At 70.7% G+C, this 23,425-nt stretch carries 26 protein-coding genes; 7 read left to right on the top strand and 19 right to left on the bottom strand.

Annotated elements, in window-relative coordinates; translation table 11 throughout:
• From J0P97_RS12230 to rpsB, 8 genes are all read right to left on the bottom strand, one after another.
• The gene (locus J0P97_RS12230; protein WP_215488062.1) at nt 1–282 is read right to left on the bottom strand and encodes an Rv1322 family protein; all 282 of its coding nucleotides are present in this window, start codon (nt 280–282) and stop codon (nt 1–3) included.
• A gap of 4 nt (nt 283–286) precedes the next feature.
• Entirely contained in the window at nt 287–1,012 is a 726-nt protein-coding gene (locus J0P97_RS12225) for an aggregation-promoting factor C-terminal-like domain-containing protein (RefSeq protein ID WP_308163560.1), read from the bottom strand.
• A 74-nt stretch (nt 1,013–1,086) separates the two neighbouring features.
• On the bottom strand, nt 1,087–1,641 hold the full coding sequence (locus J0P97_RS12220; RefSeq protein WP_246540360.1) for a DivIVA domain-containing protein: 555 nt from the start codon (nt 1,639–1,641) through the stop codon (nt 1,087–1,089).
• An 8-nt stretch (nt 1,642–1,649) separates the two neighbouring features.
• On the bottom strand, nt 1,650–2,702 hold the full coding sequence (locus tag J0P97_RS12215) for a phosphatidate cytidylyltransferase (protein WP_215488060.1): 1,053 nt from the start codon (nt 2,700–2,702) through the stop codon (nt 1,650–1,652).
• A 3-nt stretch (nt 2,703–2,705) separates the two neighbouring features.
• Nucleotides 2,706–3,260, bottom strand: coding sequence for a ribosome recycling factor (gene frr / locus J0P97_RS12210; RefSeq protein WP_215488117.1), 555 nt, complete (start codon nt 3,258–3,260; stop codon nt 2,706–2,708).
• Between the two features lie 53 nt (nt 3,261–3,313).
• Nucleotides 3,314–4,033: a UMP kinase gene (pyrH, locus tag J0P97_RS12205; RefSeq protein ID WP_215488059.1), complete on the bottom strand. Its 720-nt coding sequence runs from the start codon at nt 4,031–4,033 to the stop codon at nt 3,314–3,316.
• Between the two features lie 89 nt (nt 4,034–4,122).
• Entirely contained in the window at nt 4,123–4,950 is an 828-nt protein-coding gene (gene tsf / locus J0P97_RS12200) for a translation elongation factor Ts (protein ID WP_215488058.1), read from the bottom strand.
• Between the two features lie 103 nt (nt 4,951–5,053).
• Nucleotides 5,054–5,977 (bottom strand): 30S ribosomal protein S2, encoded by a 924-nt coding sequence (gene rpsB, locus J0P97_RS12195; protein WP_215488057.1) that lies wholly within the window; start codon nt 5,975–5,977, stop codon nt 5,054–5,056.
• A gap of 305 nt (nt 5,978–6,282) precedes the next feature.
• Between rpsB and J0P97_RS12190 the strand changes: the two genes are divergently transcribed.
• Nucleotides 6,283–6,870, top strand: coding sequence for a murein hydrolase activator EnvC family protein (locus J0P97_RS12190; RefSeq protein ID WP_246540358.1), 588 nt, complete (start codon nt 6,283–6,285; stop codon nt 6,868–6,870).
• A gap of 14 nt (nt 6,871–6,884) precedes the next feature.
• Here J0P97_RS12190 and J0P97_RS12185 read toward each other — a convergent pair whose 3' ends face one another.
• The 10 genes from J0P97_RS12185 to J0P97_RS12140 all read right to left on the bottom strand — a co-directional run bounded on the left by J0P97_RS12185 (nt 6,885) and on the right by J0P97_RS12140 (nt 14,654).
• Complete coding sequence (locus tag J0P97_RS12185; protein ID WP_215488056.1) at nt 6,885–7,463, bottom strand: DUF3060 domain-containing protein; 579 nt, start codon at nt 7,461–7,463, stop codon at nt 6,885–6,887.
• 32 nt (nt 7,464–7,495) lie between these two features.
• Nucleotides 7,496–8,395, bottom strand: a complete 900-nt coding sequence (locus tag J0P97_RS12180) for a tyrosine-type recombinase/integrase (protein ID WP_215488055.1) — start codon at nt 8,393–8,395, stop codon at nt 7,496–7,498.
• A gap of 54 nt (nt 8,396–8,449) precedes the next feature.
• The gene (gene dprA / locus J0P97_RS12175; RefSeq protein ID WP_246540356.1) at nt 8,450–9,664 is read right to left on the bottom strand and encodes a DNA-processing protein DprA; all 1,215 of its coding nucleotides are present in this window, start codon (nt 9,662–9,664) and stop codon (nt 8,450–8,452) included.
• Between the two features lie 5 nt (nt 9,665–9,669).
• Nucleotides 9,670–11,208 (bottom strand): YifB family Mg chelatase-like AAA ATPase, encoded by a 1,539-nt coding sequence (locus J0P97_RS12170; RefSeq protein ID WP_215488053.1) that lies wholly within the window; start codon nt 11,206–11,208, stop codon nt 9,670–9,672.
• A complete protein-coding gene (locus J0P97_RS12165; protein WP_215488052.1) occupies nt 11,205–11,567 on the bottom strand; it encodes a YraN family protein in 363 nt (120 codons plus the stop codon). Before J0P97_RS12165 ends, J0P97_RS12170 begins: the two co-directional genes overlap by 4 nt.
• A 101-nt stretch (nt 11,568–11,668) precedes the next feature.
• Nucleotides 11,669–11,992, bottom strand: coding sequence for a DUF2469 family protein (locus J0P97_RS12160; RefSeq protein ID WP_215488051.1), 324 nt, complete (start codon nt 11,990–11,992; stop codon nt 11,669–11,671).
• A gap of 23 nt (nt 11,993–12,015) precedes the next feature.
• Nucleotides 12,016–12,675, bottom strand: coding sequence for a ribonuclease HII (rnhB, locus tag J0P97_RS12155; RefSeq protein WP_215488050.1), 660 nt, complete (start codon nt 12,673–12,675; stop codon nt 12,016–12,018).
• Nucleotides 12,675–13,445: a signal peptidase I gene (gene lepB / locus J0P97_RS12150; RefSeq protein WP_215488049.1), complete on the bottom strand. Its 771-nt coding sequence runs from the start codon at nt 13,443–13,445 to the stop codon at nt 12,675–12,677. The genes rnhB and lepB overlap by 1 nt, the downstream gene beginning before the upstream one ends.
• A 170-nt stretch (nt 13,446–13,615) precedes the next feature.
• Nucleotides 13,616–13,963, bottom strand: a complete 348-nt coding sequence (gene rplS / locus J0P97_RS12145) for a 50S ribosomal protein L19 (protein WP_215488048.1) — start codon at nt 13,961–13,963, stop codon at nt 13,616–13,618.
• A 178-nt stretch (nt 13,964–14,141) separates the two neighbouring features.
• Nucleotides 14,142–14,654, bottom strand: coding sequence for an MFS transporter permease (locus tag J0P97_RS12140; protein ID WP_246540354.1), 513 nt, complete (start codon nt 14,652–14,654; stop codon nt 14,142–14,144).
• A 52-nt stretch (nt 14,655–14,706) separates the two neighbouring features.
• Here J0P97_RS12140 and map point away from each other — a divergent pair, with 52 nt between their 5' ends.
• The 5 genes from map (at nt 14,707) to J0P97_RS12115 (ending at nt 21,102) form a co-directional block, all read left to right on the top strand.
• Entirely contained in the window at nt 14,707–15,489 is a 783-nt protein-coding gene (gene map / locus J0P97_RS12135; RefSeq protein ID WP_215488047.1) for a type I methionyl aminopeptidase, read from the top strand.
• Between the two features lie 288 nt (nt 15,490–15,777).
• Complete coding sequence (gene nirB, locus J0P97_RS12130; protein ID WP_215488046.1) at nt 15,778–18,357, top strand: nitrite reductase large subunit NirB; 2,580 nt, start codon at nt 15,778–15,780, stop codon at nt 18,355–18,357.
• The gene (gene nirD / locus J0P97_RS12125) at nt 18,354–18,740 is read left to right on the top strand and encodes a nitrite reductase small subunit NirD (RefSeq protein WP_215488045.1); all 387 of its coding nucleotides are present in this window, start codon (nt 18,354–18,356) and stop codon (nt 18,738–18,740) included. Before nirB ends, nirD begins: the two co-directional genes overlap by 4 nt.
• Nucleotides 18,741–18,745: 5 nt before the next feature.
• Nucleotides 18,746–19,969: a uroporphyrinogen-III C-methyltransferase gene (cobA, locus tag J0P97_RS12120; RefSeq protein ID WP_246540392.1), complete on the top strand. Its 1,224-nt coding sequence runs from the start codon at nt 18,746–18,748 to the stop codon at nt 19,967–19,969.
• A gap of 44 nt (nt 19,970–20,013) precedes the next feature.
• Complete coding sequence (locus J0P97_RS12115) at nt 20,014–21,102, top strand: uroporphyrinogen-III synthase (protein ID WP_372449711.1); 1,089 nt, start codon at nt 20,014–20,016, stop codon at nt 21,100–21,102.
• On the opposite strand, the gene trmD is transcribed toward J0P97_RS12115, so the two are convergent.
• Entirely contained in the window at nt 21,066–21,782 is a 717-nt protein-coding gene (gene trmD, locus J0P97_RS12110) for a tRNA (guanosine(37)-N1)-methyltransferase TrmD (protein ID WP_215488042.1), read from the bottom strand. The genes J0P97_RS12115 and trmD overlap by 37 nt on opposite strands.
• Nucleotides 21,783–21,947: 165 nt before the next feature.
• On the opposite strand from trmD, the gene J0P97_RS12105 reads away from it, so the two are divergent.
• Nucleotides 21,948–23,363, top strand: coding sequence for an MFS transporter (locus tag J0P97_RS12105; RefSeq protein ID WP_215488041.1), 1,416 nt, complete (start codon nt 21,948–21,950; stop codon nt 23,361–23,363).
• Nucleotides 23,364–23,425: the final 62 nt, after the last annotated feature.

The following is a 23,425-nucleotide window of genomic DNA, read 5'->3' as shown; positions in this document are numbered from 1 at the left end:
TCAGCCGATCCTCCAGCAGTTCGTGTGCCAATGCCGGCGCGCCGCCAGGTCGGCGGCATCGCCAAGGACCCCGTCCGCACGCCACACCACGACGTGTGCGGTGCCCGGGGATACTTCCCGCCCGCAGCCGGGGCAGGAATACGCCTTCTGGGCCGCGGCCGCGCTGACCGGCTGCACGGTCCACGTGACCCCGCGACGGTCTTCGGTGCGCTTCCACCCGCTCAGCAGGCGATCGAGGGAGTCATCGCCGCGTTCGGGACGGCGACGGTTCGCGCGGGGCATCGCGTCAGTACCAACCCGAGGACTGCGAATGCCCCCATGCGCCGCACGGAGACCCGTAGCGACCGCCGATGTAGCCGAGACCCCACGCGATCTGCGTCGCCGGGTTCGTCTCCCAGTCCCCGCCGGCCGATGCCATCTTGTTTCCCGGCAGCGACTGCGGGATGCCGTAGGCGCCGCTTCCCGCGTTGTACGCGTTCACCCGCCACCCGGACTCCTTGTTCCAGAGCGCCACGAGGCAGGCGAACTCCCCGTCACCCCAGCCTCGCTCCTGGACCATGACGTAGGCGATCGCCTGCGCCGTGCCCGGATCGGGAGACACGAACGGCGGCGACCATTCCGCGGCGGCCTCGCCGCTGTCGCTCCCCGCCGACGCCGACGCCGACGGTGTCGGGGTGGGGGTGGGCTTGGGTGTCATGTAGACCGAGTAGGTGATCGCTTCGCGGCCCAGGGAGCCGTCGGCGCGGGATGCCGCGACGAGCGACTGCGCGTCGGCGATCGTCGTCGCGTACAGCGACACCGGGTCGAGCTGCGCGGCCTCCGCCCGCGGCGCGGCGGCGCCCAAAGGGCCGACGTAGGCGGCACCGAGCCCCGCGACGGCGAGGGCGGCGAAGACAGCGACGACGCCGCGGCGCCGCGACCACCGAGTCGGCGGGCTCTGACGCGGCGTCGCAGCGGCGCGCGTCGAGAGCTCGCGCGTCCGCGCGCGGGTCTCGAGGTCGTCGGGGGTCACAGTGTCCGATTCTACCGACGCGTCCGCGCCGGGTCCACGCCGCGGCGCACGTCGGCCCCGTCGCACGTCCAAACTCAGACGACGGCGAGCATCACTCCCACGACGGCATCGAGCACGGCGTCCACCTGCGCCTCGCTGTAGCCGCGCCGCTGCATCCGGAAGGCCACGGTGCGCACCTGGTCGACGGTCACCGGCTCGCCCGCCTCGAGGAAGGCGGCGATCTTGTCGGCCACGATGTCCACCTCATCGATCCGGTAGCCGTAGCGGAGGATGCCCACTCGGCGGAACCGGTGCCCGCGGGCACGGCTGAGGCGATCGAGGATCTCCTGCGCGAGCCGGCGCGACTGGCCGACCCATGCGCGGGCCCCGGCGCGCCCGAGGGCGTCTTCGCGCTCGCGGGCCGCGAAGGCGTCTTCGATCCGTCCGAGCGCCGCATCCACGGCTGCCACCTGATAGCCGCGCTTGACCAAGGGGAAAGCGACGGTCCGGACCGTGCCGGCGTCGATGTCGGCGGCCTCCGGATTCTCGAAGGCGGCGCGCGCGCGGGCGAGGAAGTCGTCCACCTCCTGCGCGCGATAGCCCTTCTGGCGGCCCACGGCGTGCGGGAAATGGGCGGATTCGGCGGTCATCTGATCGGTCATACACTCACCAGCGGGAAGAACAGGAAGTACATCGCAAGGGCCGCCGCGGCGGACGGGAGGATGGAGTCGAGCCGGTCGAGGACGCCGCCGTGGCCAGGGAGCCACGAGCTCATGTCCTTGATGCCGAGGTCGCGCTTGATCATGGATTCGCCGAGGTCGCCCAGAGTCGCGCAGCCGACCATCACGAGGCCGAAGATGATGCCGGACCACCACGGGATGTGCAGCACGAAGATCCCGTAGACGACGGCGACGACGACGGTCGCGAGCGCTCCGCCGGCGAACCCCTCCCACGTCTTCTTGGGACTGATGCGCGGGGCCATGGGGTGGGATCCGAAGGCGAGACCGCTCGCGTAGGCGCCGGTGTCGGCGGCGACGACGGCGATGACCATCCCGAGCAGCCAGTACTCCCCCTGCTCGAGTCGCAGGAGCACAAGGGTCAGCGATGCGAGGAACGAGACGTAGATCGGCACGAATCCTGCGGCGAGAACGTCGTCGAGCACATCGCTGTAGCGGCGTCCGTCTCGGGCGGCCATCTGCGCGAGCAGGCGCCAGATGATGAGCGCGGCGACGCAGGCGAAGCTCAGCACCCAATGGGTCCAGTGCCCGACGAAGAACCCCGCGAGCATGATCACGCCGCCCGCCACCAGCTGCGGGATGACGTCGACCTTCCGCCCGGCTGTCTGCAGCGCGCGGGAGAACTCGAACACCCCCAGGAGGCACACGGGGATGGCGAACAGGAGGAACAGCCACTTCACGAAGAGCAGGGATGCCAGCACCGCGGCGCCGACGAGGACTCCGATCAGGGTCGCCATGAGGAGGTTGCGACCCGTCCGCTCCTTGATCCGATCGTTGACCTGCTCGAAGTCGGCCCGCGCCTTGTCGAAGTCGGCCCGCGCACGGTCGATCTGATGCTCGAACTCGCTGCGCGCCGCCCGCACGTGCTCCTGGAACGCGGTCGACGAATCCCCGTCCCGACGCGCGTCGGCGCGTGTCGCCGGGGTCGGCGGAGCGTCCGAGCCTTCGGCGGGCTCACCGGAAGGATCGGTCATCGCTCAGACCTCGAGAAGCTCGGCCTCTTTGCGCTTGAGGGCCTCGTCGATCTCATCGACGTGGGAGCGCGTGATGGCGTCGAGCTCCTTCTCCGCGCGCACGAGATCGTCTTCGCCGACCTCGCTCTTGAGCGCGTCGAGCTCGTCCTTCCCCTTGCGGCGGATGCCACGGAGGTGCACCTTGGCATCCTCGCCCTTGGTGCGGACGAGCTTGACGTACTCCTTGCGGCGGTCGGCGGTGAGCTCGGGCATCGTGACGCGGACGAGGTTGCCGTCGTTCGTCGGGTTGACGCCGAGGTTCGGGATGTCGCGGATCGCCTGCTCGATCGCCTTGAGGGCCGACTTGTCGTAGGGCGTGACGACCAGCATCCGCGCCTCGGGGGCGTTCAGCGACGCGAGCTGCGAGAGGGGCGTCGGCGAGCCGTAGTAGTCGACCATGACCTTCTGGAAGAGCTGGGGGTTCGCGCGGCCCGTGCGGACGGTCGCGAAGTCATCCTTCGCGGCCTCGACGGCGCGGTCCATGCGCCCGGACGTGTCGGCCAGGATCTCGGCGATCACGGTCACTCCATTCGTTGTTACGTCAGTTCACGAGTCTAGTGGGGCGTGCCCCGTCACACCGTGACGAGGGTGCCGATGCGCTCGCCCAGGAGCGCCCGGGTCACGTTGCCCTCGGGCTCCATGCCGAACACGCGCATGTCGATGCCGTTGTCCATGCAGAGGCTGAACGCGGTCGAGTCGACGACCTTGAGGCCCTGCCGCAATGCGTCCTGGTAGGTGATCTCGTCGATCCTGGTGGCCGTGGCATCCTTCTTCGGGTCGGCGGTGTAGACCCCGTCGACGCCGTTCTTGGCGACGAGCACCTCGTCGGCCCCGATCTCCAGCGCGCGCTGGGCGGCGACCGTGTCGGTCGAGAAGTAGGGCAGACCCGCCCCCGCGCCGAAGATGACGACGCGCCCCTTCTCCATGTGCCGCTCCGCCCGGCGCGGGATGTACGGCTCGGCGACCTGGGTCATCGAGATGGCGGACTGGACGCGCGTGGCGGCGCCGGCCTGCTCGAGGAAGTCCTGCAGCGCCAGCGCGTTCATGACGGTCCCGAGCATGCCCATGTAGTCCGCCCGGCCACGATCCATCCCCCGCTGGCTGAGTTCGGCGCCGCGGAAGAAGTTCCCGCCGCCGACGACGATCGCGATCTCCACGCGGTCGACGGCCTCGGCGATCTCGCGGGCGATCTGGCCGACCACGTCCGGATTCACTCCGAGCTGGCCACCGCCGAACGCTTCTCCGGACAGCTTCAGAAGGACGCGGCGGCGTCCGGTGTTCTCATCGGTCACAGGGGGGTCCTCTCGTCTCGTTGCAGATTACCGGGTGGCGGGCATGGAAAGGGGTCCGCACCCCTCAGGATGCGGACCCCGTCCGTGACTTACGCGCCGACCTTGAAGCGGGCGAAGCCCTCGATCGTGATCCCCGCGTCGCCGGCGACCTTCGCGACGGACTGCTTGTTGTCCTTCGCGTAGTCCTGGTCGAGCAGGGCCACCTGCTTGAAGAAGGCGCCCACGCGACCCTCGACGATCTTGGGCAGCGCCGCCTCCGGCTTGCCCTCGTTGCGCGAGATCTCGGTGACGATCTGGCGCTCCTTCTCGACCTCGTCCTCGGGGACGTCCTCGCGGGAGAGGTAGGTCGGGTTGGCGAAGGAGATGTGCTGCGCGATCGACCGCGCCGTCTCGGCATCCTCACCCGCGTAGGCGAGGACGACGCCGACCTGCGGCGGCAGGTCCTTGCTCGTCTTGTGGAGGTAGATCTCGAACGCCGTGCCGGAGAGGGTGCGCACGCGACGCAGCTCCACCTTCTCGCCGATGATGGCGGCCTCGTCCGAGATGAGCTCGGCCACCGACTGCGCGCCGGCGGGGGCGGCGAGGGCCGCCTCGACCGAGTCCGCGTCGACGGCGGCGGCCGCCTCGAGCACCTTCTCCGCGAGGGCGATGAAGCGCTCGTTCTTCGCGACGAAGTCGGTCTCGGTGTTCAGCTCGAGGATCGTGACCTTGTCGCCGTGCTGGACAGCGGTGACGAGCCCTTCGCTGGTGGAGCGGTCGGCACGCTTCGCGTTGCCCTTCGCGCCCTTGAGGCGCAGGATCTCGACGGCCTTCTCGAGGTCGCCGTCGGCCTCCTCGAGCGCCTTCTTGGTGTCGACCATGCCGGTACCGAGCTGCTCGCGCAGCGCCTTGATGTCGGCGATCGTGAAGTTTGCCATGGGTGGTGGCTCCTTAAGTGCGTGGAAAACTGTGTGCGTTCGTGGATGCCGATGCGGGACCGTCACCGGATCGGTGGCGGCCCCGCATCGAACGGGAAATGTCTTACTCGGCGATGGCCGCGGCGTCGCCCTCGGCCTTGGCCGCAGCGCCGGCCTCGTCGGCGGCCGACTCGGTCGCGATCGTCTCGACCTCGGCCACATCGGTGACGATCGGGGTCTCGTCGGCAGGAGCCTCGACGGCCTCGGCGGCGTCGGCAGCCTCGGTCACGGGAGCCTCGAGCAGCTCGCGCTCCCAGTCGGCGAGCGGCTCGGCCTCGGCGGACTCGTCGGTCGGGTTGTGGCGCTGGATCAGACCCTCCGCGGCGGCGTCCGCGATGATGCGCGTGAGCAGGCCCACGGAGCGGATCGCGTCGTCGTTGCCCGGGATCGGGAACTGGAACTCGTCGGGGTCGGCGTTCGTGTCGAGGATGCCGATGACCGGGATGCCGAGCTTGCGGGCCTCGTCGATGGCGAGGTGCTCGCGCTTGGCGTCGACGACCCAGAGGGCCGACGGGGTCTTCTGCAGGTTGCGGATACCGCCGAGGGACTTGTGGAGCTTGTCGAGCTCGCGCTTCTTGAGCAGGAGCTCCTTCTTGGTGAAGCCCGAGTCGGCCGGGTTCTCGAAGTCGAGCTCCTCGAGCTCCTTCATGCGCGCCAGGCGCTTGCTGACCGTCTGGAAGTTGGTGAGGAGGCCACCGAGCCAGCGCTGGTTCACGAAGGGCTGGCCGACGCGCGTCGCCTGCTCGGCGATGACTTCCTGCGCCTGCTTCTTGGTACCGACGAAGAGGATCGTGCCGCCGTGGGCGACCGTCTCACGGACGTACTCGTACGCCTTGTCGATGTACCCGAGCGACTGCTGCAGGTCGATGATGTGGATGCCGCTGCGCTCGGTCAGGATGAAGCGCTTGACTTTCGGGTTCCACCGGCGGGTCTGGTGTCCGAAGTGGACGCCGCTGTCGAGCAGCTGGCGAATGGTGACGACGGCCATGGCCGTTCTCCTTCTGTTCTCTGGGTTCTCGCTCGGCCGGCGGCCGATGCTCCTGGTACCCGGCACGCACCCGCCCACCGCCGGAGCGGTGAGACCTCTGGGTGTGGATGCCGCGCTGCCGGACTCGTCCGGCCTGCGCTCTGGGCACGCGTAGTCACCCCGACGAGCGGGGTGCGGCCTCCAGTGTATCAGTCGGGGTCGGACGGGGCGGTCATCGCCTCCTCCCCAGCGCCGCGATCCCCCCAGCCCTCCACAGATCGCGGGTGCCGATGTCCCCGGACGGGCGGGCTCGGCACAGTGGCGGCATGTCTCCGTTTCCTCCTGGACCGCGGGCCCCGGCTGCGGGCTCCTCCCGACGCCGCACCCGAGATGCCTGGCCGCGTGTCGCCGCGCTCGTCCTCGGCCTTTCGATGCTCGGCGCGCTCATCGGCCCCGCCAGTGCCGCCGCGCAGGCATCCGTCCTCGCCCCGGCGGAGGCGAGGACGGGATGGGTGTGGCCGGTGACCCCGCCGCGGATCACGGCGCCCTATGCCGCGCCGGCGCACGAGTACGGCCCCGGCCATCGCGGCATCGACCTTGCCGCGCCCCTCGGTACGCCGCTCTCCAGCCCCGCCGCGGGAGTGATCGCCTTCGCCGGCTCGGTCGCGGGCCGCGGGGTCGTGACGATCGATCACGGGGACGGGTACGTCACCACGTTGGAGCCGGTCAGCGACGCCGCCGCGATCGGCCGGGAGGTCGAGGCGGGCGATGTCGTCGCGCGCGCGGGTACCGGCGGGCACGCCGCACCGGGCAGCGTGCACTTCGGCGTCCGCAAGGACGGAGCGTACATCAACCCCATGCTGCTGCTCGGAACCCTCCCCCGAGCCGTCCTGCTGCCGTGCTGCGAGGGATGAGCCGCCGGTCGTCCTCAGGGAACGGTGTTTCCCGAACCGCTGACGTCCTTCGTCCCGACGTTGGGCGCGGTGACCGTGTTGCCGCTCCCGGAGACGACCAGGGCCCCGATCTCCTCCTGGGCGCTCACGAGGTTGTCGTCGCCTCGCACGGTGACCGCGCCGATTCGAGCGCCCGCGACGGAGTTCTTCTGACCTTCGACGGTCACGGATTCGAGGCTCCCGGACGTGACGGCATTCCCCTCGCCGCGCACGACGACCTCGCCGGTGGATGCCGCCGTGATCCGCACCGTCATCGCGTTGCCGCCGATCACCACCCGTGCGCAGTCCGCGTCGAGGAGGTACATGCCTCCCTCACCACTCGCGGTCGCGGTTCCGTCGACGCACGCCACAGCGGTCGCATCGTCCGAGGAGGATAAGGGCGGCGTGGTGAGGCTCGGCGCTGCCCCCGTCGGCGCATCCGGGACCGAGGCGGACGATTGCGCCGGCGGCGGGACGACGGTGCGGAAGGGGCGCGGTTCCGCCGCACAGGCACTGAGCGTGACGGCGGCGACCAGCACGGCGGCGACCGCGAGGGCTGTGGTGGGAATCCGCATGGTTCCAGGCTACGTGAGCGCGCCGCCGGCTCTCACGCGCGCGGGTGAGCGAGGCGGTAGGCGGCCGTGAGCTTCTCCGCCGAGACGTGCGTGTAGATCTGTGTCGTCCCGAGGCTCGCGTGTCCGAGCATCTCCTGCACCGTCCGCAGGTCCGCTCCCCCGTCGAGCAGGTGAGTGGCCGCGGAGTGCCGGAGCGCGTGTGGGCCCACGGTGTCGGCCCCGATCGCGGGGGCGAGCGCCGCCGAGACGATGTCGTAGGCGGCTCGGGTCCCGAGTCTTCCGCCGCGCGCCCCGAGGAACAGCGCCGAGGTCCCGGCGCCGCGTGCAGCGAGGACGGGTCGCCCGCGGACAAGGTAGGCCGTGAGCGCGCCGGCCGCGGGCGCGCCGAACGGGACGACGCGCTCCTTGGATCCCTTGCCCAGGACGCGGACGGTCCGTTGGTCATGATCGAGGTCGTCGACGTCGCATGCGCACACCTCCGCGACACGCAAGGCTGACGCGTAGAGGATCTCGAGAAGCGCGGCATCGCGCAGCGCGGCGGGATCTCCTTCGGCGGCGCGAGTGTGTGCTGCCGCCAGCACCTCGTCCAGGGTCTGTGCCGTCGCGACCTTCGGGAGAGCGCGACCGCGCTTCGGCGCGATGAGGCGGATGCTCGGATCGGTCTCGATGATCCGTTCGCCCAGTGCCCAGGTGAAGAAGCTGCGCGCGGAGGCCGTGCGCCGCGCGATCGTGGCGCGCGCGGCGTCGTTCTCGGCGAGGCGCCACAGCCAGTCCCGGAGGTCCTCGAGGCCGACGGCGGCAAGGTCGGTGTCCCCGACCGCTTCGGTGAGAGACCGCAGATCGGCGGCGTACGCGCGCACCGTCGCCGGGGAGAGCCGGCGCACGCGTTCGAGGTGCGCCGCGTAGCGGCCTGCTGCCTCGGAGATCCTCACCCTCCCAGCATGTCGCGCCGACCGGGCGAGGACGCTCCGCCGCGCCCGGGTTGCTCACCACAGGGTCACGGGCCCTGCTCCGGACACGTGCACCCACCCGGCGCCGCGCCGTGCCGCAAGCCCGGTGAGCTCGAGCATCCCGAGGAGCCCGGCGGCCTCGTGAACACCGAAGCCCGCACGGCGCGCGATGTCCTCGACGGTGCGTGCCGATCGCGTGCTGAGAGCATCACGGATACGGGTCGCGTCGTCGGTCATTCCCCGATCACCCCCTGCGGGAGGGCGTCCACGGTCCCCGCACGCGGGCGGGTCACCGAGCATCTCCCGCACGTCGGCGAAGCACGTCACGCAGATCGCCTCCCCCTCCCGGAGCAACCGGTGGCACCCCATCGAGCTCGCGCTCGTCACCGGACCGGGGATGACGCCGAGAGGTCGGCCGAGCGCCTGGGCGTGATGTGCCGTGTTCAGCGCGCCGCTGCGCCACCCCGCTTCGACGACGACGGTGGCGTCGCTGCACGCGGCGATCAGCCGGTTTCGCGCGAGGAAGCGATGCTTCGTCGGCGCCGTGCCGCAGGGGACCTCCGCGATCACGAGCCCGACCTGCGCGATCCGGTCGATCAACTCGCGGTGCCCCGCCGGGTACGGTCGCTCGACACCGCCCGCCATGACAGCGACAGTGCCGCCGTCTGCGGAGAGCGCGCCGCGGTGCGCCGCGCCGTCGATGCCGTAGGCTCCTCCCGAGTAGACCGTGATCCCCGCCTGTCCGCCCTCCGCCGCGAACTCCGCGGCGAGGAACTCACCGTAGGAGGAGGCCGCGCGGGCGCCGACGAGCGCGATCGCCGGGATCCCGGCATCCAGGAGTCTCGTGTCTCCCCGAACCCAGAGACAGACCGGAGCGAACGGCCCCAGGTCTGCCGTACGCGCCGGCCAGCGCGCATCCTCCGGGGTCACGAGACGCACGCCGGACCGTCGCGCCAGCGCGATCGCCTCCTCGGCCCGGCCCCGTCGGGGGGCCCAGCGGTCGCGAGCCGCGCGGAGCTCGGTGGGGGTGATCTCGCCGAGCTCCGCACCGCGGACGCTGCCCGTGGCGACCGCGATCTCCAGAGCACGCACCGGGCCCGCGGTCTCGATGAGCGCCCCGGCGATGCGGTCCCCCGGCTCGATGAGCGTCGACCACACCGCGCGCGCGTAGGCGTCTTCCGCCGCTCCGCCGGAGGCAGCGTCCGACACCTCGCTCAACGCCCGCCGCATCGCAGCTCCGTCCGGGAGCATCCCGCTCATCCCTGCGCACCGTTCTTCAGATAGAGCGCGCGGCCGATGTCCTGCGGTGAGACGCGGTCGCGCGCCGCGAGGTCGGCACTCGTCCATGCGAGCCGCAGCACCCGGTCATATCCGCGCAGCGTGAGCGCCCCGCGCTGCAGCGCGGCATCCAGCGGCCGTCGGATCGCGGGCTCGGGAGCCAGCGGTCCATCCCGCAGCCAGGTGCCCGGCACCTCCGCGTTCGTCCGCCAGGGCGTGGATGCGAGGCGGTGCGCGGCGCGACTCCGCGCCTCCACGACCTCCGCGCGCGCCGCGGCCGTCGTGACGCGGCTGTCGTCGCCGCGGCGCAGCCGCGCGACGGCGACGCGCTGCAGCCCGAGCTCGATGTCGATGCGGTCTCGAAGCGGCCCGGAGAGCTTGCCCGCGTGCCGGCGGATGGCGAGCGAGGGGCACCGACACTCGGCGTGGAGCACGCCGTAGTTCCCGCAGGGACACGGGTTCATCGCGAGCACCAGCTGGAACCGCGCGGGAAAGGTGGCGCGGAACCCCGCGCGGTGGATCTCGATGCTGCCCGTCTCGAGCGGCTGGCGGAGCGCGTCGAGCGCATGCGCCCCGAACTCGCCCGCCTCGTCGAGGAAGAGCACCCCGCCGCTCGCGCGGGCGATCGCCCCCGGGCGGACCGCGCGCGATCCGCCGCCCACGAGGGCTCCGACACTCGCGGAATGATGCGGAGCCTCGAAGGGCGGGGTCCGGGTCAGCGCCACGACGGGGAGCCCCGCGAGCGACCGCATCGAGGCGGCCTGGATCGCTGCCTCGTCGTCGAGGTCGGGCAGAATGCCGGGGAGCCGACGGGCGAGCATCGTCTTGCCGGCGCCCGGCGGGCCGCTCATCAAAAGGTGATGGCCCCCGGCGGCGGCCAGGACGAGGGCGTCCACGGCGTCGCGCTGACCGATCACGTCGGCGAGATCGGGCGCCGCCGACGCCTCGGGCTCGGCGCTCGCGCTCAGCGGGACCGGCTCGAGCTCGCGGTCGGGGAGGTCGAGGTCCAGGCCGTGCCGGCGTGCGACGTCGCGCAGACCCACCGCGCCGCAGACCTCGATGTCCGCGACGAGTTCGGCCTCCGCGAGGTTCGCGTGCGGGACGATCACCCGGCGGATGCCGGCGCGTGCCGCCGCCGCGACGGCCGGGAGGACGCCCGGGACCGGGCGGAGCCGTCCGTCGAGGCCCAGCTCGCCGATATGCGCCGTGGCGAGGAGCGACGCGGCATCCATCGGCGCCTCCGTGGCCAGCGCCGCGATCGCGATCGCCACATCGAGACCCGTCCCGTGCTTGGGCAGGTTCGCGGGCGACAGGTTGACCGTGAGCTTTCGACGCGGCAGGGGCAGACCGGCGTTCGCGCAGGCGTTGTGCACACGCTGGTGCGCTTCGCCGATCGCCTTATCCACCAGCCCGATGATCGCGAATCCCGGGGTCTGGTTGGAGAGGTCCGCTTCGACCTCGACGAGGTCGCCCTGCAGTCCGGTCAGCACGACCCCCCACGTCCGGCCGACGGTCACCGGAGGTCCTCGAGGTGCTCGACGGTGGCGGTGGCGGGATCCTCCCCCGTGATCCCGATGACGTCCAGCCTCAGGCGTCGACGCCGTGCGGCATCCGGATGGGATGCCGCCCACGCGCACGACAGCCGCCACAGGCGGTCGCGCTTGCGCGCATCGATCGCCTCGAACGGATGACCGAACCCGTCCGTGCGTCGAGTCTTCACCTCGACGACCACCAGATCCGCCCCGTGGGCGGCGACGATGTCGAGCTCACCGCCTGCCGTCCGCCAGTTTCGGTCGAGGATCGTGTACCCGAGCGCGGCCAGATGACGCGCCGCGCGCTCCTCACCGTCCCGTCCGCGGATGTCCTTCTGAGCCATACCGGGAATCGTGCCCGGCTACGGCGCCCGCGCCGGGGGTTCGGAACGATCTGTGGATCGTTTCGCGAAGAAGCCCGCTGGGGACGGCGCGATGGCGGACCTCAGGAGTCGAGCGACAGCTCCTCCGGGAGCTGGAAGTCTCGACGCTGAAGCTCCTCCACGTTCACGTCCTTGAACGTGAGCACGCGCACCGACTTCACGAAGCGGTCCGCCCGGTAGATGTCCCACACCCAGACGTCCGTCATCGAGATCTCGAAGTAGAAGTCGTGCTCGGTGTCGCGGCGGACCACGTTGACATCGTTGGCGAGATAGAAGCGCCGCTCGGTCTCGATGACGTATTGGAACTGCGACACGACGTCGCGGTACTCCTTGTACAGGGCCAGTTCGAGCTCGCGGTCGTAATCCTCGAAGACTTCGTCATCCATGGTGACTCCAGTCTAGGCGGGCGTCAGAAGAGCGTCGGCGCGTCGGCGATCGCCCACGACGCGCGATGCTGCGGGCTCAGCCCGTGCGATCGGATCGCCGCCCGGTGCTCCGCGCTCGCGTAGCCCTTGTTCCGCTCCCAGCGGTAGTGCGGATGCGCGTCGTGGAGACCCACCATCACCTCGTCCCGGGCCACCTTCGCCAGGACGGATGCCGCGGCCGCCGACGCGCAGTCGCGGTCGGCTTTGATGATCGGACGCACGCGCAGGCCGGCGCCTCCCGCGGGGGTGATGTAGTCGTGATTGCCGTCGAGGATCACGATCGCCTCCTCGGGCGCCACTCCGGACGCGCGGAGGTCGGCGATCGCGCGGAGCGCGGCGAGCCCCAGGGCCCGGATGATCCCCACCTCGTCGATCTCGGCCGGCGAGGACCAGCCGACCGCTGACGCAGACACCCAGGCGGCGGCCCGCGCGGCCACCTCGGGGCGGCGATGCTCCGCGACGAGCTTCGAGTCGCGAAGGCCCTCCGGCACCCGGCGACGCGCGTGCGCGGCATCCATCACGACGGCGCCGACGGCGACCGGGCCCGCCAGCGCGCCACGCCCGACCTCGTCGCACGCGATGACGAGCGTGTGCTCGCGGAGCAGAGCGCGCTCCACCGTGAGCCGCGGCGTGATGACGGCCATCAGCCCGCGCCGCCACGAGCCGCGGACCCGGCGGGAACGCCCGCGAAGACGTCGTGGTGGAAGTCGATCAGACCGAACCTCGGGAACGGCCAGGTGATGAGGAAGGCACGCCCGACGACGTTGTCGAGGGGAACGAATCCGCGCGAGGGCTGCTCGACGTTGTAGCGCGAGTCCTTGGAGTGATCGCGGTTGTCGCCCAGCACCCAGAGGGAGCCGTCGGGGACGGTCACGTCGTACGGCACCACCTGGGGAGCGCTCTGCCCCTCCGCGAGGTCCAGATAGGAGGTCTCATCGATCGGGGTGCCGTTGACGGTCACCTGTCCGAGCGCATTGCAGCAGACGACATGATCGCCGCCGACGCCGATGATGCGCTTGATGAGGTGATCCTCGCTGTCCGGCGCGGAGATCCCCACGATCGACAGGAGCCAGTCGGATGCCTCGACGAGGGGCGGCCGCGGCGGGGAGACCGTCACCGGAAGCCAGCCGCCGGGGTCGCGGAAGACGACGACGTCGCCGCGCTGATAGCCCCCGAACCGAGGCGTCAGCTCGTCGACGAGGATGCGGTCCTTCACGAGGAGGGTCTGCTCCATCGATCCCGACGGGATGTAGAAGGAGCGGACGAAGAACGTCTTGATGACGAAGGAGACGAGGACGGCGACGACCACGATGATGAGGATGTCGCGCAGGAGGGGCCAGATCCCCCGCCGGCGTCGGCGCCGGAGCAGACCGGTCTCGGGGACCCCGGGCGCGGCCACGTTGTCGGAGGTCATGCACGTCCTTCTCGCCGGCGCGCCGCGGCTCGGCGCGCGCCCCCACAAGGTTCGCACATCCGCGCGCCCCCACGTGCCGCGCCGCGCCCCTCGGCGGCCCACGATGACGCGGCGGACGCAAAAAGCCCCGGACGGCTCGGCCGGTCCGGGGCTTTCTGATGCGAGGCGCGTCAGTTGCCGCGCTTCTCCTTGATCTTGGCCTTCTTGCCACGGAGCTCGCGCAGGTAGTACAGCTTCGCGCGGCGCACGTCACCGCGCGTGACGACCTCGATGTGGTCGATCACCGGGGAGTGCACCGGGAAGGTGCGCTCGACGCCCACCTGGAAGCTGATCTTGCGGACCGTGAAGGTCTCGCGCACGCCGTCGCCCGAGCGACCGATGACGACGCCCTGGAAGACCTGGACGCGGGAGCGGCTGCCCTCGGTGATGTTGACGTGCACCTTGACGGTGTCACCGGGGCCGAAGGCGGGAATGTCGGAGCGGAGAGATGCCGCGTCGACGGAGTCGAGGATCTGCATGATCGTCACTTCCTGCGACCGCCACAGGTCGATCGCGAGATGAGTTGGAAAGGTGAGGTGTGCCCGCAGCGACGCCAGGCATCGCCGTGCTCCCCTGAGGCAGAGCCTTCATCGGGCACAAACATCCATTCTGCCATGCCGGGCGCCCGGGGCCAAAACGCGGCGAGGGCCGCGGCGGTCAGCCGACGGGGCCGGCGCCCTTCTCACGGATGACGATGACCTCGGCATCCGCCCGGGGGGCCGACTCCTGCGACGGAGCCGGGACGTAGCCGATGCCCTCGGCGGTGTGCATCACGAGGCGGCTGGGCCGCGCTTCGCGCCACAGCTGGGAGAGCGTGGACCAGAGCGCTCCGATCCCGACGACGATGGTGAGGAAGAACAGCGCCCACCACCACGGGTTCGAGAACACGCCAAGAGCGATGACGAGGACGTTCCAGCCGCCGATGAGCCCGAGGTCGGGCCACGAGACGGCGCGCTCGGCGCGGGCGGTGCCACGCGCGCGAACGAGCAGGGTGAGCACCAGCTGGCCGACGAAGACGATCGGGGCCGACAGCAGCACCCACAGGAGCGACAGCGGGTTGGCACCGAAGACGATCCACCCGACGAACAGCCAAAGCGGCAGGACGAACGCCGCCGGGATCAGCCAGCGGTAGAACCCCCGACGAAGCCAGAACATCTCGTGCAGTGCCATGTCCTCGATGGTACGCCGACCCGCCACAATGGAACCTGAGGAAAGGATCACGATGATCGAGCTGCGCACCCCGTCCGAGATCGATGCGATGCGACCCGCGGGCCGTTTCGTCGCGGAGGTGCTCGCCACGTTGCGCGACGACACCAAGGTGGGAACGAACCTGCTGTCGATCGACAAGCGGGCCCACGAGATGATCCGCAAGGCCGGCGCCGAATCCTGCTACATCGATTACCACCCCTCCTTCGGCGCCAGCCCCTTCGGGAAGGTGATCTGCACGTCGATCAACGACGCCGTGCTCCACGGACTCCCCCACGACTACACGCTGCGCGACGGCGACCTCGTCTCGCTGGACTTCGCGGTCTCGGTCGACGGGTGGGTCGCGGACTCCGCCGTGTCGTTCGTGGTCGGGTCCCCCCGCGACGAGGACCTTGCGCTCATCGACATGACCGAGCGTGCGCTGGATGCCGCGATCGGCGCGGCTGTCACGGGCGGCCGGATCGGGGACATCTCGCACGCGGTCGCCGAGGTCGCGCGGGCAGACGGCTATTCGATCAACACCGACTTCGGCGGCCACGGCGTCGGCCGCACGATGCACGGCGACCCCCACGTCCCCAACGACGGCAAGCCGAACCGCGGGTACCCGCTGCGGCCGGGGCTCGTGATCGCGCTCGAGCCGTGGTTCCTGCAGAGCACGGACGAGCTCGTGACCGACCCCGACGGCTGGACCCTGCGCAGCGCGGACGGCTCGCGCGGCGCCCACGCCGAGCACACCGTCGCGATCACCGAGGACGGTCCCCTGATCCTCACCGACCGGTCGTTCCTCGGCGTCGCCTGACCGCCGATTCCCGCAGGTCGACCACGCGGATCACCTGCACGGCGCCTGCGCCTCACAACCTCGCGGATGTCGGTGTGAGGGAAACGTTCGACCGGGGTAACCGAACTCTGCGGAGGCGCGAAACACCGTCCTCGTAACCTCGCCGCTACGTCCAGAAGAGACCAGGCGGCAGGAGAGGTCATGACCGAAACCCCACCGACGACCCCGGGCAGCTCCCGCGGGGCATCCGTCGATCGCCCGAAACACAGCCCTGACGCCCGCGCAACAACCGCGCCGTATGGTGACGGCATGCTCGAGAGCGTGCGTCGCGGTCCCCACATCGTCGTGGTCGGCGCAGGCATGGTGGCGCATCGCTTCGTCGAGAGCCTGCTCGCGCGGGCAGACGAGACCTGGCAGGTCACCGTGATCGGCGAGGAGGACCGACACCCGTACGATCGCGTCGGGCTGACCGGCTTCTTCGGCGGCGCCACCGCCGACGAGCTGTCGCTGGACGCCGCTCCGCTCTCCGACCCCCGAGTGCGCTTCCTCCGGGGGCGCACCGTGTCGCGCATCGATCGCGAGGCGCGGCGGGTCACCACGGACGCCGACACGAGCATCGCCTACGACCGCCTCGTGCTGGCCACCGGTTCGTACGCGGCGCGCCTGGCGGTGGAGGGGTTCGGGCTCGACGGATGCTTCGTCTACCGCACCCTCGACGACGTCGAGGCCCTGCGTTCCTTCGTCGAGCTGCGCGCGCACGAACTCGGGCGTCCCCTCACGGGCATGGTGATCGGCGGAGGACTCCTCGGCCTCGAAGCGGCCGGAGCGCTGCAGGGGCTCGATGTGGAGTGCACGGTCGTGCAGTCCAGCGACCGGCTGATGTCGGCACAGCTCGATCTCCAGGGGGGGACGGCGCTCCGGCGTCTCATCGAGGCGAAGGGCATCGCAGTCAAGACCGGCACGAGCACCACGCGTCTCGATGCCGACAGGAGCGGGCGGGTCGCCGGCCTGGAGTTCCGCGACGGCTCGTGGGAGCGCACCGATGTCGTCGTGTTCACCGTCGGAGTCCGACCGCGCGACGAGCTCGCCCGGACCGCGCGGCTGGACGTGCACCCTCGCGGCGGCGTGCTGATCGATCAGGCCTGCCAGACCTCGGATCCGTGCATCTTCGCGATCGGCGAGGTGGCGAACTTCGACGGCGCGTGCGTGGGGCTGGTCGCCCCCGGCTACGCCATGGCCGAGGTCGCCGCCACGCGGCTGCTCGGCGGGGAGGCGTTCTTCCCCGGCTACGACCTGTCGACGAAGCTCAAGCTCTCCGGTGTCGATGTGGCGAGCTTCGGCGATGCGTTCGCCGCCACCCCCGGAGCTCTCGATGTGGTGTATGTCGACCCCGTGGCCGGGGTCTACAAGAAGCTCGTCGTCTCCGACGATGCCAAGACGCTGCTCGGCGGCATCCTCGTCGGAGATGCCTCCGCGTACGGCGCGCTGCGTCCGCTCGTGGGCGGTCCGCTGGGAGGCGACCCGGTCGCCTACCTCATCCCCGCCGATGGCGTGGAAGCTCCGACCGGCGATCTCCCCGATGCGGCGCTCGTGTGCTCGTGCAACAGCGTCACCGGGGGCGCGATCCGGCACGCGGTCGGCGAACAGGGCTGCACCGACGTGGCATCCGTGAAGGCGTGCACGAAGGCGGGAGCGGCGTGCGGTTCATGCGTGACGATGGTGAAAAAGCTCGTCGGTGCGGAGCTCGCCAAGTCGGGTGCCGTGCTCAGCACCGCGCTGTGCGAGCACTTCGACATGTCGCGCCGTCAGCTCTTCGACGCCGTTCGGGTGTCGGGTCTCACCACGTTCAGCGCCGTCATCGAGCGCTTCGGGGTCGGCCGCGGTTGCGACATCTGCAAGCCGGCGCTGGCCAGCATCCTGTCGACGCTCGTCGGCGGACACGTGCTGGATGGCGAGAACGCCGCATTGCAGGATACGAACGACCACGTCATGGCGAACCTCCAGAAGGACGGCAGCTACTCCGTCGTGCCGCGTATCGCCGGCGGCGAGATCACCCCCGAGGGGCTCCTCGTGATCGGGCAGGTCGCCCAGGACTACGGCCTCTACACGAAGATCACCGGCGGCCAGCGCATCGACATGTTCGGAGCGCGCCTCGAGCAGCTCCCCGAGATCTGGAAGCGACTCGTGGATGCCGGCTTCGAGTCCGGCCACGCGTACGGGAAGTCGTTGCGCACCGTGAAGTCGTGCGTCGGGTCGACCTGGTGCCGCTACGGCGTGCAGGACTCGGTGGGGATGGCGGTGCAGCTCGAGCTGCGCTACCGCGGCCTGCGCTCGCCCCACAAGATCAAGCTCGGCGTATCGGGCTGCGCACGCGAGTGCGCCGAGGCCCGGGGAAAGGACGTCGGCGTGATCGCCACGGAGTCCGGGTGGAACATGTACGTGGGCGGCAACGGCGGGTTCACCCCGCGGCATGCGGTCCTGTTCGCCGAAGGGCTCAGCGACGCGGAGCTCCTGCAGGCGATCGACCGCTTCCTGATGTACTACATCTTCACGGCGGATCGCCTGCAGCGCACCGCACCCTGGTTCCAGGACATGGAGGGCGGCGTCGAGGCGCTGCGCGCCGTGGTCTTCGAGGACAGTCTGGGCATCTGCGAGGACCTCGATCGCGCGATGGCCCTGCACGTGGCGAACTACGAAGACGAGTGGAAGGCGACCCTCGACGACCCCGACAAGCTCCGCCGGTTCGCGTCGTTCGTGAACGCCCCCACCACTCCCGATCCATCCCTGGCCTACACGGTCGAACGCGGGCAGCCCCGGCCGGCCACCGATGCCGAGCGCGACGACCCCCGGGTTCTGATCGCCGGCACCACCCTGGAGGTGCGACGGTGACCCTCACGGATGCGACGGCACCCCCGGAGGCGGCCGGAGCCGAGGCGTGGATCCGCATCTGCGCGCTGGGCGACCTCGAGATCGAGCGCGGGCGGGCGGCCCTCGTGCATGACACCCAGGTCGCGCTCTTCCTCCTGCACAGCGGCCGCGTCTTCGCCGTGAGCAACCTCGATCCCTTCAGCGGCGCGCACGTCATCTCCCGCGGCATCGTCGGCACGAGACAGGATGCCCCCACGGTCGCCTCCCCCATGTTCAAGCAGGTCTTCCATCTGCGCACCGGGGCGTGTGTGGACGCGCAGGGCAAGGAGCCCGCACATCTGCGGTCGTGGCCGACCACCGTGCGCGACGGCGCGGTCTACGTGAAATGGGCGGGTCGCTCGTGACGACGATGCTCGGAGTCGATCTCGCCGGTCGCGACGTCCTGATGGTCGGCGGCGGCGCCGTCACCGCCCGACGGCTCGTTCGGCTGCTCGATGAGGGTGCCCGCGTGCGCGTCGTCGCACCGGAGGTCTGCGACGACGTGCGTGCCGCGATCGCGACGCACGGCCTGTCGTGGACGCCCCGCCGCGTGCGCCGTGGCGACATCGGCGCGGCGTGGCTCGTGCACACCGCAACCGGCGACCAGCGCGTCGACGCGGACGTCGCGGCGATGGCCGAACGTCTCCGCGTGCTCTGCGTGAACGCGTCCGACGGCGCGCACGGCACCGCCCGCCTCACTGCTCAGGCGCGCTCCGGAGACGTTCTCGTGGGAGTCGTCTCCGACGCGGGTGTCGATCCTCGTCGTGCCGGGCGCGTGCGCGACGCGATCGGCGCGCTGCTGCGCGAAGGCCGCCTGCCGGTGCGACGGCGGCGGAAATCGGCCGCCGGCCGCGTCGACCTGGTGGGTGGCGGCCCGGGGCCCACCGACCTCATGACCGTCCGTGGTCGCCGGCTCCTGGCCGAGGCCGACGTGGTCGTGGCGGACCGTCTCGGTCCGATCGATGTCATCGATGAACTCGATGCCGACGTCGAGGTGATCGACGTCGGCAAGCGGCCGGGGCATCACCCCGTGCCGCAGGAGGAGATCAACGCGATCCTGGTGGCGCATGCGCGGGCGGGTCGCCGCGTCGTGCGACTGAAGGGTGGCGATCCGTTCGTCTACGGTCGGGGCGGCGAAGAGGTCGCCGCGTGCCTCGCCGCGGGCGTGCCCGTGGACGTCGTGCCCGGACTCACCAGCGTCGTCTCCGTGCCGCAGGCAGCCGGCATCCCGATCACGCATCGCGGTGTCGCCGCGTCGGTGCACATCGTCAACGGGCAGGCCGAGACGTCGCCCAGCACCGTCGCGGCCCTCGCCGATCCGAGCGTGACGACGGTGGTGTTGATGGGAGTGGCCGCGCTCCCCCGGCTGATCGCGGTCGCACGGGGTGCCGGAGTGCCGGATGATCGTCCTGTGGCGATCATCGAGAGCGGGCACACCGCGCAGCAGCGGACGACACGCTCCACGCTCGCGCAGGTGCTCGGCGACGCCGCTGCGGTGGGCGTCCGAAATCCGGCGGTCATCGTGATCGGCGATGTGGCGCGCGCCGAGCTGCTGATGCCGTCTCCGACATGGGCGGGTGACGCGCTCCGTTGACATCGCCCGCCCAGATCTCCTCTGCTCTCGAAGGCTGCACCATCGTGATCGCCGTCGATCGTCGCTCCGGTGAGCTCGCGGCGGCGCTGGAGCGGCACGGTGCACACGTGCGTCACGCCCCGGCGCTCACGATTGTGTCGCACATCGATGACGATGCCCTGATCGCCCGCACGCGCGAGCTGATCCGTACGCCGCCCGAGATCCTCGTCGTGACGACCGGCGTCGGGTTTCGCGGGTGGATGGAGGCGGCCGACGAAGCGGGGCTGATCGACGACGTGCACGTCGCCCTGCGCGACGCCCAGATCGTGGCACGCGGCCCGAAGGCGCGCGGCGCGATCCAGCAGGCGGGATTCGCCGCCGACTGGGTGGCGGAGTCGGAGACCTCCGGAGAGCTGGGCGAGTTCCTGGTCGCCGAGGGCGTGACCGGCCGCCGCGTCGCCGTGCAGCATCACGGCTCGGGCGCCGACGGGCTCGACGAGCTGTTCACCGATCACGGCGCGGATGTCGTGAGCCTCACCGTGTACCGCTGGGGTCCCCCGCCGGATGCGACCGCCGTGCGTCGCTCGGTCGTGTCGGCAGCCGCGGGCGAGGTCGACGCGGTGCTGTTCACCTCGGCGCCGGGAGCCTACGAGTGGATCGCCGAGGCGGAACGGGCGGACGCGCTGCACGACATCCGCGCGCGGAGCGGCAAGGGCCGTCTCCTCCTCGCAGCGGTCGGCCCGATCACCGCCGGTCCCCTGATCGAGGCGGGGCTCGAACCGCTGATCGCCGAACGTGGGCGTCTCGGCTCGCTCGTGCGCTCGGTCGTGACCCACTTCGGAGGCGGCCATGCCGTCTCGCTCGTGACGACGGCGGGCCGCCTGGAGGTCCGCAGCGCCGGCGCCGTTCTCGACGGACGCTTCATCCCGCTTTCGCGCACTGGCGTCGACGTGCTCGGCACGCTGTTCGAGGCAGCCGGACGCGTCGTCTCACGTCCGGTGCTGCAGGCCTCGCTCCCCCGATCGGGCGAGAGCAGTCACGCCGTCGAGATGGCGGTGGCGCGCGTGCGCGAGGCTCTCGGGGTGCCTGACCTCATCAAGACCGTCGTCAAGCGCGGCTACCGGCTCGACGTCGTCGACCCCTCGGACGACTGACCCGCTCCCAGCAGATCGGGCCGGGTCGCGCGTGTGCGGCGCAGGCTCTCCTCCCTCCGCCACGCCGTGATCGCACCATGGTTTCCGCTCAGAAGCACCGGCGGCACCTCGAGGTCGCGCCAGACCGGCGGCTTGGTGTAGATCGGGTACTCCAGCAGACCGTCCTCGTGCGACTCCTCCACGAGGCTCTCCGGGTTGCCGACGACTCCCGGCACCAGCCTGGTCACCGCCTCGATCACCGCCATCGCGGCCACCTCCCCACCGTTGAGCACGTAGTCGCCGAGACTGATCAGGCGCACGCGGCCGCGCGCCGCGAAGTGATCGACCACCCGCTGGTCGATGCCCTCGTAGCGTCCGCAGGCGAACACGATCTGCTCCTCCTCGGCGAACTCGCGCGCCATCCGCTGGGTGAAGAGCTCCCCCGCGGGCGATGTCACCACGAGCACCGCATCCGTGCCCAGCACCTCGTCGAGCGCCTCGCCCCACGGCTCCGGCTTCATCACCATCCCCGCCCCGCCGCCGTACGGGGTGTCGTCGACGGTTCGGTGACGGTCGTGGGTCCAGTCCCGCAGGTCGTGCACGCGCAGATCCAGGATGCCGCGGGCACGAGCCTTCCCGATCAGTGAGACATCGAGCACGTCGAAGAAGGTCGGGAAGATCGTCACGATGTCGATGCGCATGATCTCGAGTGTAGGGAGCCGTCGCATGTTTCGAGGGTGTGACGAAGGCCTAACGCGCGCCGCCGCCGTGCGGTGACGCACTGGTGATCAAGAGGTAATCGCTCGGGTGGCCGGGCCGAAACACGCGTTCCGTAGCGTCGGCTCATACCTTCCGAAGGAGTTCGCATGGCTCTTGCAGTGACACCTCCCGCCCCCTCCGCCGAGACGACGCCGGCCGACCAGACCGTGACGCTCGTCAGGCGCCCGGGCCGCTGGGTCGACGGGTGGAACCCCGAGAACGTCGCGTTCTGGCAGTCGACCGGCCGATCCATCGCCCGCAGGAACCTGGGCTGGTCGATCTTCGCCGAGTTCCTCGGCTTCATCGTCTGGCAGCTGTGGAGCATCGTCGTGGTGATGCTCCCCAGTGCGGGCTTCACCTTCACCACGTCGCAGATCTTCTGGCTCATCTCCCTCCCGAGTCTCGTGGGCGCGACCCTGCGCTTTCCGTACACGTTCATGGTCGCGCGGTTCGGCGGCCGCAACTGGACGATGGTCTCGGCGGCGCTCCTGCTCATCCCGACGACGCTACTGGGCATCGTCGTGGCCAACCCCGAGACGCCGTTCGGCGTAATGCTGGCCGTCGCCGCGCTCGCGGGCGTCGGCGGTGGCAACTTCGCCAGTTCGATGGCGAACATCACCTACTTCTATCCGCAGAAGGAGAAGGGGTGGGCGCTCGGACTCAACGCCGCCGGCGGCAACCTCGGCACGTCTGTCGCGCAGTTCGCCGTGCCCATCGTCGTGACGACCACAGCAGGCCTGAGCCTGAGCATCTCCCTCGCCGGGTGGATGTGGATCCCGCTGATCCTCGTGGCGATCTGGGGTGCCTGGCGCCACATGGACAACCTCACGTCCGCCAAAGCCGATTTCGCCGGCTCGGCGGCCGCGCTGCGCGAACCGCACCTGTGGCTGCTGGCGCTGCTCTACATCGGCACGTTCGGATCGTTCATCGGCTTCGCCAGCGTCTTCCCCAAGCTGATCGCCGACCAGTTCCCGGACTTCTCCACGATCCAGGTCGGACAGGCCGCCGTGTCACTGGCCTTCCTCGGGGCGCTCATCGGCTCGCTCGTGCGCCCCTTCGGCGGACGCCTGGCCGACCGGTTCGGTGGAGCGCGCATCACGACGATCGCCTTCGCGGTGATGGCCGTCGGCGCCCTCGCCCTCGTGTGGACGCTGCCGGTCGGGAACTTCTGGCTGTTCCTGGGGTGCTTCCTCGTCCTCTTCGCCGCGACGGGCGCGGGAAACGGCTCGACGTACCGCATGATCCCGAGCGTCTTCGCCGCCCGCGCCGTCGCCCGTTCCGCCGACGGCGGTGCGCACGGCGTGGCGATGCAGCGCAAGGCCGCCGCCGCGCTGGGCCTCATCTCGGCGATCGGCGCGTACGGCGGGTTCCTCGTGCCACAGGTGCTCAACGCGTCCCAGCTGTCGACCGGCGGGTACACGGCGGCGTTCTACGGTTTCGTCGGTGCCTACGTGGTGCTCATGCTGCTCACCCTGGCCGTGTACGTCGTTCCTCGGCGGGCACTGGCCGGTCAGCGCATCTGACGCAGTCGAACGGAACGGGCCGCATCCTTCGGGATGCGGCCCGTTCGGTCTGTCTGAGGTCC

It is taken from the genome of Microbacterium flavum, assembly GCF_018717645.1.
Lineage (GTDB): Bacteria > Actinomycetota > Actinomycetes > Actinomycetales > Microbacteriaceae > Microbacterium > Microbacterium flavum.
The sequence above is the reverse complement of the archived record's forward strand: the minus strand, read 5'-3'. Positions and strand labels throughout refer to the sequence as shown.

Coding starts and splice junctions, on each gene's coding strand:
- J0P97_RS12230 (WP_215488062.1), bottom strand. CDS start 282: ATGCCCCGCGCGAACCGTCGCCGTCCCGAACGCGGCGATGACTCCCTC.
- J0P97_RS12220 (WP_246540360.1), bottom strand. CDS start 1,641: ATGACCGCCGAATCCGCCCATTTCCCGCACGCCGTGGGCCGCCAGAAG.
- J0P97_RS12215 (WP_215488060.1), bottom strand. CDS start 2,702: ATGACCGATCCTTCCGGTGAGCCCGCCGAAGGCTCGGACGCTCCGCCG.
- tsf (WP_215488058.1), bottom strand. CDS start 4,950: ATGGCAAACTTCACGATCGCCGACATCAAGGCGCTGCGCGAGCAGCTC.
- rpsB (WP_215488057.1), bottom strand. CDS start 5,977: ATGGCCGTCGTCACCATTCGCCAGCTGCTCGACAGCGGCGTCCACTTC.
- J0P97_RS12190 (WP_246540358.1), top strand. CDS start 6,283: ATGTCTCCGTTTCCTCCTGGACCGCGGGCCCCGGCTGCGGGCTCCTCC.
- J0P97_RS12185 (WP_215488056.1), bottom strand. CDS start 7,463: ATGCGGATTCCCACCACAGCCCTCGCGGTCGCCGCCGTGCTGGTCGCC.
- dprA (WP_246540356.1), bottom strand. CDS start 9,664: ATGCTCCCGGACGGAGCTGCGATGCGGCGGGCGTTGAGCGAGGTGTCG.
- J0P97_RS12165 (WP_215488052.1), bottom strand. CDS start 11,567: ATGGCTCAGAAGGACATCCGCGGACGGGACGGTGAGGAGCGCGCGGCG.
- J0P97_RS12160 (WP_215488051.1), bottom strand. CDS start 11,992: ATGGATGACGAAGTCTTCGAGGATTACGACCGCGAGCTCGAACTGGCC.
- rnhB (WP_215488050.1), bottom strand. CDS start 12,675: ATGGCCGTCATCACGCCGCGGCTCACGGTGGAGCGCGCTCTGCTCCGC.
- lepB (WP_215488049.1), bottom strand. CDS start 13,445: ATGACCTCCGACAACGTGGCCGCGCCCGGGGTCCCCGAGACCGGTCTG.
- rplS (WP_215488048.1), bottom strand. CDS start 13,963: ATGCAGATCCTCGACTCCGTCGACGCGGCATCTCTCCGCTCCGACATT.
- J0P97_RS12140 (WP_246540354.1), bottom strand. CDS start 14,654: ATGGCACTGCACGAGATGTTCTGGCTTCGTCGGGGGTTCTACCGCTGG.
- map (WP_215488047.1), top strand. CDS start 14,707: ATGATCGAGCTGCGCACCCCGTCCGAGATCGATGCGATGCGACCCGCG.
- nirB (WP_215488046.1), top strand. CDS start 15,778: ATGCTCGAGAGCGTGCGTCGCGGTCCCCACATCGTCGTGGTCGGCGCA.
- cobA (WP_246540392.1), top strand. CDS start 18,746: ATGCTCGGAGTCGATCTCGCCGGTCGCGACGTCCTGATGGTCGGCGGC.
- trmD (WP_215488042.1), bottom strand. CDS start 21,782: ATGCGCATCGACATCGTGACGATCTTCCCGACCTTCTTCGACGTGCTC.
- J0P97_RS12105 (WP_215488041.1), top strand. CDS start 21,948: ATGGCTCTTGCAGTGACACCTCCCGCCCCCTCCGCCGAGACGACGCCG.